This window comes from Staphylococcus devriesei, from assembly GCF_002902625.1.
Taxonomy (GTDB): domain Bacteria; phylum Bacillota; class Bacilli; order Staphylococcales; family Staphylococcaceae; genus Staphylococcus; species Staphylococcus devriesei.
In genome coordinates this window covers 19,580-27,073 of sequence record NZ_PPRG01000015.1, presented here as the reverse complement: position 1 = coordinate 27,073, position 7,494 = coordinate 19,580, and the positions used below count along the sequence as shown (strand labels likewise).

The following is a 7,494-nucleotide window of genomic DNA, read 5'->3' as shown; positions in this document are numbered from 1 at the left end:
TCCCATGCCGAACACAGAAGTTAAGCTCCTTAGCGCCGATGGTAGTTGGATTTACGTTCCGCTAGAGTAGGACGTTGCCAGGCAAACAAATCGTATGGATGCGATGAGCCGATATTGAGACTGAAAGGTCTCTTTTTTTATGACTAAATTTAGCATCAAAGCCGTAGGCGAAAAGAAGACAAACTAAAAGAAAAACGATACAAACTTCGGAGAGAACATGTCAGCGTTTATTTAGCTTTGCGAAGAGAAAGCGATTGAAGATGATGAATTGAGGAGAGAGAGCAGCGAATTTAGTTGAGCAAAATGAGCCAACGAAAGACGAAAATGAAGAAAGATACGAACGCTTGCCTCAAAGTAAAGGAAGCTCCTTAGCGCTGATGGTAGCAAATCACCCTCCAGCAAATAAATTAAAAATAGAAAAAATAAAGCAAACATACCCATAAATGAATATAATAAAAACAAGAAACCAGATATACATTTAAAATGTACACCTGGCTCTTTGTTAATATATTCATCAATAACACTTCTAAATCTATTGTTAAATCAATAGTGAATATAACATTTTATTTTCATTAATATAAATATTAGAAGGGTCAAAACTATTTACATTATTTTTTAGCTGAGTTAAATCTTCATGGTTTTTTAGTTGAATGCCAATGATAACGGTACCTGTATTTTGAGATGATTTTTTTAAATACTCAAATTTAGTAATATCATCCTGAGGTCCTAATACATCATTTACAAATTCCTTAAGTGCTCCAGGACGTTGCGGAAAATTAAGAATGAAATAATGTTTCATTTCTTCATAAAGAAGAGAACGCTCTTCAATTTCTTTCATACGGTTAATATCATTGTTACCCCCACTAATAACACAAACAATGGTTTTACCTTTAATTTCGTTGCGATAGAAATCTAACGCGGCTACGCTTAAAGCGCCAGCTGGTTCCGCAACAATTGCTTGTTTCGAATACATATCCAGGATAGTAGAACATACTGCACCTTCATCAACTTGAATATAATCATTTACCTTTCGTTTAGCAATATCAAACGTTATATCGCCTACATGAGCGACCGAGGCGCCATCTACAAATTTATCAATATGATCTAAGGTAACTACTTTATTATGAACGACTACAGATTCATACATACTACTTGCACCCGCAGGTTCGACACCAATAATTTGAGTATTAGGACTATATTGAGACATATAAGTACTAACCCCTGAAATTAAGCCACCACCACCAATTGCTGCAAAAAGATAATCAAATGCTATATTATCTTGATTTGCTTGTGCCAAGATTTCTTTAGCTAATGTTCCTTGACCTGAAATAGTATTAACATTGTTAAAAGGGTCGATAAATGTCATTTGGTTTTTATCAGTATACTGTAGTGCTTCTTTAAGACAATCGTCAAATGTATCTCCAGTTAAAACAATTTCAACATTATCCGCACCAAAAAATTTAACTTGATTAACTTTTTGTAATGGGGTAGTAACTGGCATAAAGATTACAGCGTTTAAATTTAACGCCTTAGCTGTATAGGCTACACCTTGAGCATGATTACCGGCACTTGCACAAGTAATGCCTTGCGCTTTCGCATCATCATCTAATACTGAAATTGCATTATAAGCACCTCGGAGCTTAAAAGAGCGCACCCATTGCAAATCTTCTCTTTTTAAATATACATTACAGTCGTATTTTTGTGAAAGATAGTGATCATACTGTAAAGGCGTTTCTTTTACAACATCTTTAATTCTTAAATAGGCTTTATCTATATCTTTAGCACTCACTGTCATCTTTACTGTCATATATATCCATCCTTACCTCATTTTTTCATATTTTTCTATTAGTTCTTCATATTGAAGCGTAATTGCAATATCATCTAAACCATTTACCAATTTATTTTTCCAAGTTTCATCAATTGAAAAGCTAAATGTTTTATCATTGGTAAAAACAGTTTGCTTTGGTAAATCTACAGTTATTTCTTTTTGAGTTGCTAAATAATTTCTAGCATCCTCATCTAATACAATTGGTAACATCCCGTTTTTAGTACAGTTCATGTAAAAGATGTCACTGAAACTACCAGCAATAATAATATTGAAACCATAGTCTTTTAATGCCCATGCAGCATGTTCACGACTAGAACCACAACCGAAATTATCTCCTGTAATTAAAATAGAAGCACCAGCATATTGTGGTTTGTTTGGATTAAAATCAGGATTGTCAGAGCCATCAGCTAGATAGCGCCACTCATCAAAAGCAAAGGGCCCAAAACCACTTTTAATAATACGTTTTAAATGTGATTTAGGAATAATTTGATCAGTATCAATATTATCGTTGAGTAAGGGTACAATTTTTCCAGTATAGGTTGTGATAGGTTGGATATCTATAACTATACGACCACCTTTCTTACATCAACAAATTTGCCATGAATAGCAGCTGCAGCAGCCATAGCTGGAGAGACTAGATGGGTTCTAGCACCTTTACCTTGTCGACCTTCAAAATTACGATTACTTGTTGATGCACAATGAACGCCCTCTGGGACTTGGTCTGGATTCATACCCAAACACATTGAGCAACCTGGTTCTCTCCATCCAAACCCAGCGTCTTTAAATATTTTATCTAATCCAATTGCTTCAGCTTCCTTTTTGACAGTACATGAACCGGGGACTACGATTGCTGTAATATTAGGATGAACTCGTTGTGCTTTTACAATACGACTTGCTTCAATCAAGTCTGAAAGTCTAGCATTTGTACATGAACCTAAAAATACATAGCCTAAATTAATATCAGAAGCTGTTTGTCCAGGTTGTAAGTCCATATAATTATATGCACGTTCATCGTTAATATTTTTTATTTTTGGAAAAGGAGTATTTACTCCCACACCCATTTCTGGATTAGTACCCCAAGTTACTTGTGGTTCTAAATCAGTTACATCTAGTTTAATTGCTTTATCAAAAACTGCATCTGTATCTGAATATAATTGGCGCCATTCAGGAAGAGAATAGTTATAGTTTTGAGCATAAGGGCGACCTTTAACATAGTCGAAAGTCACATCATCTGGCTGTATAATACCGTATTTAGCGCCACCCTCGATTGCCATGTTACAAATCGTCATACGCGCTTCCATCGACAATGACTTGATAGTTTCTCCCGTAAATTCTAGAGCATACCCTGTACCAAAATCGACGCCGTATTTATTAATCAAATATAAAATAATATCTTTAGCGTAAACACCAGGTTGAAGCTTACCGTTAATATCAATTTTTAGATTTTTAGGTTTAGTTTGCCAAAGTGTTTGAGTAGCAAAGACATGTTCTACTTCACTAGTACCAATTCCAAATGCTATAGCACCAAAGGCACCATGCGTCGCTGTATGTGAATCACCACAGACAATAGTTTTGCCTGGTTGTGTGAGACCTGTTTCAGGGCCCACCATATGTACAATACCTTGTTCATCAGACCCCATATCAAATATATGCACACCAAAATCTTTTGCATTCTTTTGTAGTGTAGTAATTTGTTTATTAGCTATTTCGTCTTTAATATTAAAAATATCGATCGTAGGAACATTATGATCTAATGTTGCATAAGTTAAATCTGGACGTCTTAATTTACGATTCTGTAGTCTCAATCCTTCAAAAGCTTGAGGAGAAGTATCTTCATGAATCAAATGCAAATCTATATATAAAAGTTGTGGTTCACCTTCTTTTCCAGTTAAAACATGCTTATTCCAAACTTTATCGAATAGTGTTTGCCCCATAAAATTATTCCCCCTTTATTGATAATTGGCCTTTAAATGATTGAAAATTTCACTAGTAGTACAAGTATCGCCTAAATCTTGAGTTGTTATACCTTGTCTAATTAAGTTGAAGACAGATTGTTCTAATTCTAATGCAGCATCTTCTTGTTCTAAACTTTCACGCAAACACATCGCAAGAGAAAGAACCATACCGAATGGGTTAGCAATATTTTTATTAGCAATATCAGGTGCAGAACCATGTATAGGTTCATATAGTCTTGGTCCTTCTAAGCTAAAACTGGCAGAAGGGGATAAACCTAGTGAACCAGGGATTACTGAAGCTTCATCACTTAAGATATCACCAAATAAATTTTCAGTAACGATAACATCAAATTGTGTAGGATTTGTAATTAAATGCATGCTACACGCATCTACTAGTAAGTGATTAAGTTCTACATCAGGATAGTCTTTGCTTACTTCATTGATTGTCTTTCTCCATAGTTTACTAGAAGCTAGTACATTCTCTTTATCAACAGAAGTTAATTTTTTCTTACGATTATTTGCTAATTCAAATGCAACTCTAGCTATTCTTTCTATTTCTGCCTTGGTATAAGTTAGTGAATCTAATGCAAAAGCATCGCTAATTTGACGAGGTTCTCCAAAATAGATACCACTAGTCAATTCACGTACGATTACTAAATCAGTGCCTTCTACACGTTCTTTTTTCAAAGGAGAAAAATGACTTGTGCCGTTAGTAACTTTGGTTGGTCGAATATTAGCAAATAATCCTAAGCCTTTACGCAAAGCAAGTAATCCTTGTTCTGGGCGATTATTAGGATCAGTCCATTTTGGACCACCCACAGCGCCAAGTAATATCGCATCGGCTTGTTCGCAAGCAGTTAATGTTTCATTTGGAAGGGGAGTACCATGTGAATCAATAGCTGCTCCTCCAATATCAAAATTCTTGAGAGTATAAGAAATATCATATTTTTTACTAATAAGATTTAGTAGTTCTAAACTCCCGTTAAGAATCTCAGGACCAATGCCATCTCCTGGTAACGCTACAATATTATATGTCATACTCGGGTGCCTTCTTTCTCAATGAATTCTGAAACATATTTTGCATGTGCTTCCACATAAGCTTTGCAAGACGCTTGTAAGATATCATGATCAATACCCATACCATTGACTGGTTGACCTTCAATTTTAAGCTCTACATGTACTTCAGCTTGCGCGTCGGTACCTTCTGTGACCGAATCGATTCGGTAATCAACCAATTCACTCTCTTTTTGAAAATGCGATCAACTGCATTATAAATTGCCACAATAGAGCCTGTACCAATACTTGAATCTTGGTATGTATTACCATCTTTATTTTTAATAACAACTACAGCACTTTGTAATCCATGTGATACAAATTGAAGTTGTAGTGTTTCAAGGTGATAAATTGAATTTTGTTCATGTTCAGAACCTTGAATTAGCGCATGTATATCTCTATCAGACACATCTTTTTTCTTATCAGCAATTGCTTTAAATTGCTTAAATAATGCAACTTGATCTTCTGCTTTGATATCATATCCTAAAGATTTAAGCTTCTCACTAAAGGCGTGTTTACCTGATAGTTTGCCAAGAGGTAATTCATTTTTACTGATACTTACTAATTGTAGCGTCATAATTTCATAGGTTTCAGGATTTTTAAGTACACCATCTTGATGAATACCTGATTCGTGACTAAAGGCATTTTGGCCTACAATCGCTTTATTTTTAGGTACGCGAATACCTGCATATCTTGATATAATATCTGAGGTATTTTTAGTTTCAGCTAGATTTAACCGTGTTTCAATACCGTAGTGATCTCGACGGACATAAAGCGCTAAAGCTAGCTCTTCTAAGGCAGTATTACCTGCACGTTCACCAATGCCATTGACAGTGCCTTCAATACGTTCTGTGCCATTTTCAATTGCGGCTAAGCTATTAGCTACCGCCATACCTAAATCATCATGGCAATGGGCACTATAAATCACTTTATGTTCTGATTTAACATGTTCTAGTAAAGATTTAAAAATGAGGCCATATTCAGTTGGATAGCTATAGCCCACTGTATCAGGAATATTAATAATACTTGCACTCGCATCAACAGCTGTTTGAACACATTTAATTAAAAATGCGATTTCTGTTCTTGAAGCATCCTCTGGTGAGAATTGAACAACATCGAAGAGTTGTTTAGCATAGCTTACATGCTTAGTAATACTTTCTAAAACTTCTTCTTGAGACATTTTTAATTTGTATTTTAAGTGAATGGGTGAAGTAGCTATAAATACGTGTACCCGAGGATGTGCAGCATCTTTAGTCGCTTCGTAGACTGCATCTATATCGGATTGTTTACACCGTGCTAATCCACAAACTGCTGTTGTAGTTAAAGCCTTTGATATTGCCTGAACAGATTTAAAACTCCCAGAGCTTGAAGCGGGGAAGCCAGCTTCAATGACATCAACTCCCCATTTTTCAAGTTGTTTAGCTATCTTTAAACGTTCATCAAATGAAAAACTCACACCTGGTGTTTGTTCACCATCTCTCAACGTAGTATCAAAAATTTGAATATGGCTCTTCATTTTAATCACTCCTTACTAATTATTGTTGTATGCTTTTAGATTTAATAAACGGCATCATCTCTCTTAAGTCACGACCAACCGCTTCAATTTCGTGACCATGTTGTTGTTCACGTAATTCGTAAAACTCCTTAAAGCCATTTTCATTATCTTTAACAAAACGATTAGCAAAGTTACCATTTTGAATATCTTCTAAGACTTTTTTCATATTATCTTTTACATCTGGAGTGATAACTCTCGGTCCAGAAACATAGTCTCCAAATTCAGCAGTATTTGAGATAGAATAGCGAACGTTTTCCATACCGCCTTCATACATTAAATCTACAATTAATTTCATTTCGTGTAATACTTCGAAATAAGCTAGTTCTTTTTGATAGCCAGCTTCAACTAAAGTTTCGAAACCGCTTTGGATTAATTTGTGGATACCACCACATAGTACAGCTTGTTCACCGAATAAATCTGTTTCAGTTTCTTCTTTAAATGTAGTTTCAATAACACCAGCTCGTGTTGCACCGATACCTTTGGCATAGCTTAAGGCAATATCGCGTGCGTTACCTGAAGCATCTTGTTGAACACCAAATAAAGCTGGTACAGCAGTGCCTTCAACAAATGTACGACGAACTAAATGACCAGGGCCTTTAGGAGCAACTAAAAATATATCTACATCAGCAGGTGGTTCGATAACACCAAAGTGAATGTTAAATCCGTGGGCGAATGCTAGGGCATTGCCAGCTTCTAAATTAGGTTCAATTTCATTTTTATAAACGTTACCTTGAATTTCATCAGGTAAAAGTACCATTACCACATTAGCTTGTTTTACTGCTTCACCGACTGGGAAGACTTCAAAACCGTCTTTCTTTGCTTGATCAAATGATTTCCCAGGGCGGATACCAACCACTACATCATAACCATTGTCTTTAAGGTTTTGTGCGTGTGCATGTCCTTGAGAGCCATAACCTATGATTGCGATTTTTTTACCTTGTAATGCGTCATTTTTAACTGAATCATTATAATAAACTTTTGTCATAATACTGCCTCCAATTTTTGAAAATAATTTGAATATTCTAACTTTTATAGATGTGGAATCTACAAGGGTTGATGATAGACATTCATTATCTTTTAATTATCATGCTAGCGCATCAATG

5 protein-coding genes, 1 rRNA gene and 1 pseudogene are annotated in these 7,494 nt (G+C 35.4%); 1 reads left to right on the top strand and 6 read right to left on the bottom strand.

Translation table 11 applies throughout. The features are described from left to right. Positions 1 to 83: ribosomal RNA gene (gene rrf / locus CD147_RS12620) — 5S ribosomal RNA — on the top strand; the annotation flags it as partial. A 455-nt stretch (positions 84 to 538) separates the two neighbouring features. Here the strand turns inward: rrf and ilvA are convergent. The 6 genes and pseudogenes from ilvA to ilvC form a co-directional block, all read right to left on the bottom strand. Further along, positions 539 to 1,807, bottom strand: coding sequence for a threonine ammonia-lyase IlvA (gene ilvA, locus CD147_RS02640; RefSeq protein ID WP_103165900.1), 1,269 nt, complete (start codon positions 1,805 to 1,807; stop codon positions 539 to 541). Positions 1,808 to 1,819: 12 nt separating this feature from the next. Further along, entirely contained in the window at positions 1,820 to 2,389 is a 570-nt protein-coding gene (gene leuD, locus CD147_RS02635) for a 3-isopropylmalate dehydratase small subunit (protein WP_103165899.1), read from the bottom strand. Between the two features lie 2 nt (positions 2,390 to 2,391). Then, positions 2,392 to 3,762, bottom strand: coding sequence for a 3-isopropylmalate dehydratase large subunit (gene leuC, locus CD147_RS02630; RefSeq protein WP_103165898.1), 1,371 nt, complete (start codon positions 3,760 to 3,762; stop codon positions 2,392 to 2,394). 15 nt (positions 3,763 to 3,777) lie between these two features. Continuing rightward, positions 3,778 to 4,821: a 3-isopropylmalate dehydrogenase gene (gene leuB / locus CD147_RS02625; protein ID WP_103165897.1), complete on the bottom strand. Its 1,044-nt coding sequence runs from the start codon at positions 4,819 to 4,821 to the stop codon at positions 3,778 to 3,780. Then, a pseudogene (locus CD147_RS02620) lies at positions 4,818 to 6,352 on the bottom strand (2-isopropylmalate synthase). Before CD147_RS02620 ends, leuB begins: the two are co-directional and overlap by 4 nt. 19 nt (positions 6,353 to 6,371) lie before the next feature. Then, on the bottom strand, positions 6,372 to 7,376 hold the full coding sequence (ilvC, locus tag CD147_RS02615) for a ketol-acid reductoisomerase (protein WP_103165896.1): 1,005 nt from the start codon (positions 7,374 to 7,376) through the stop codon (positions 6,372 to 6,374). Positions 7,377 to 7,494: the final 118 nt, after the last annotated feature.

Coding starts and splice junctions, on each gene's coding strand:
- ilvA (WP_103165900.1), bottom strand. CDS start 1,807: ATGACAGTAAAGATGACAGTGAGTGCTAAAGATATAGATAAAGCCTAT.
- leuC (WP_103165898.1), bottom strand. CDS start 3,762: ATGGGGCAAACACTATTCGATAAAGTTTGGAATAAGCATGTTTTAACT.
- leuB (WP_103165897.1), bottom strand. CDS start 4,821: ATGACATATAATATTGTAGCGTTACCAGGAGATGGCATTGGTCCTGAG.
- ilvC (WP_103165896.1), bottom strand. CDS start 7,376: ATGACAAAAGTTTATTATAATGATTCAGTTAAAAATGACGCATTACAA.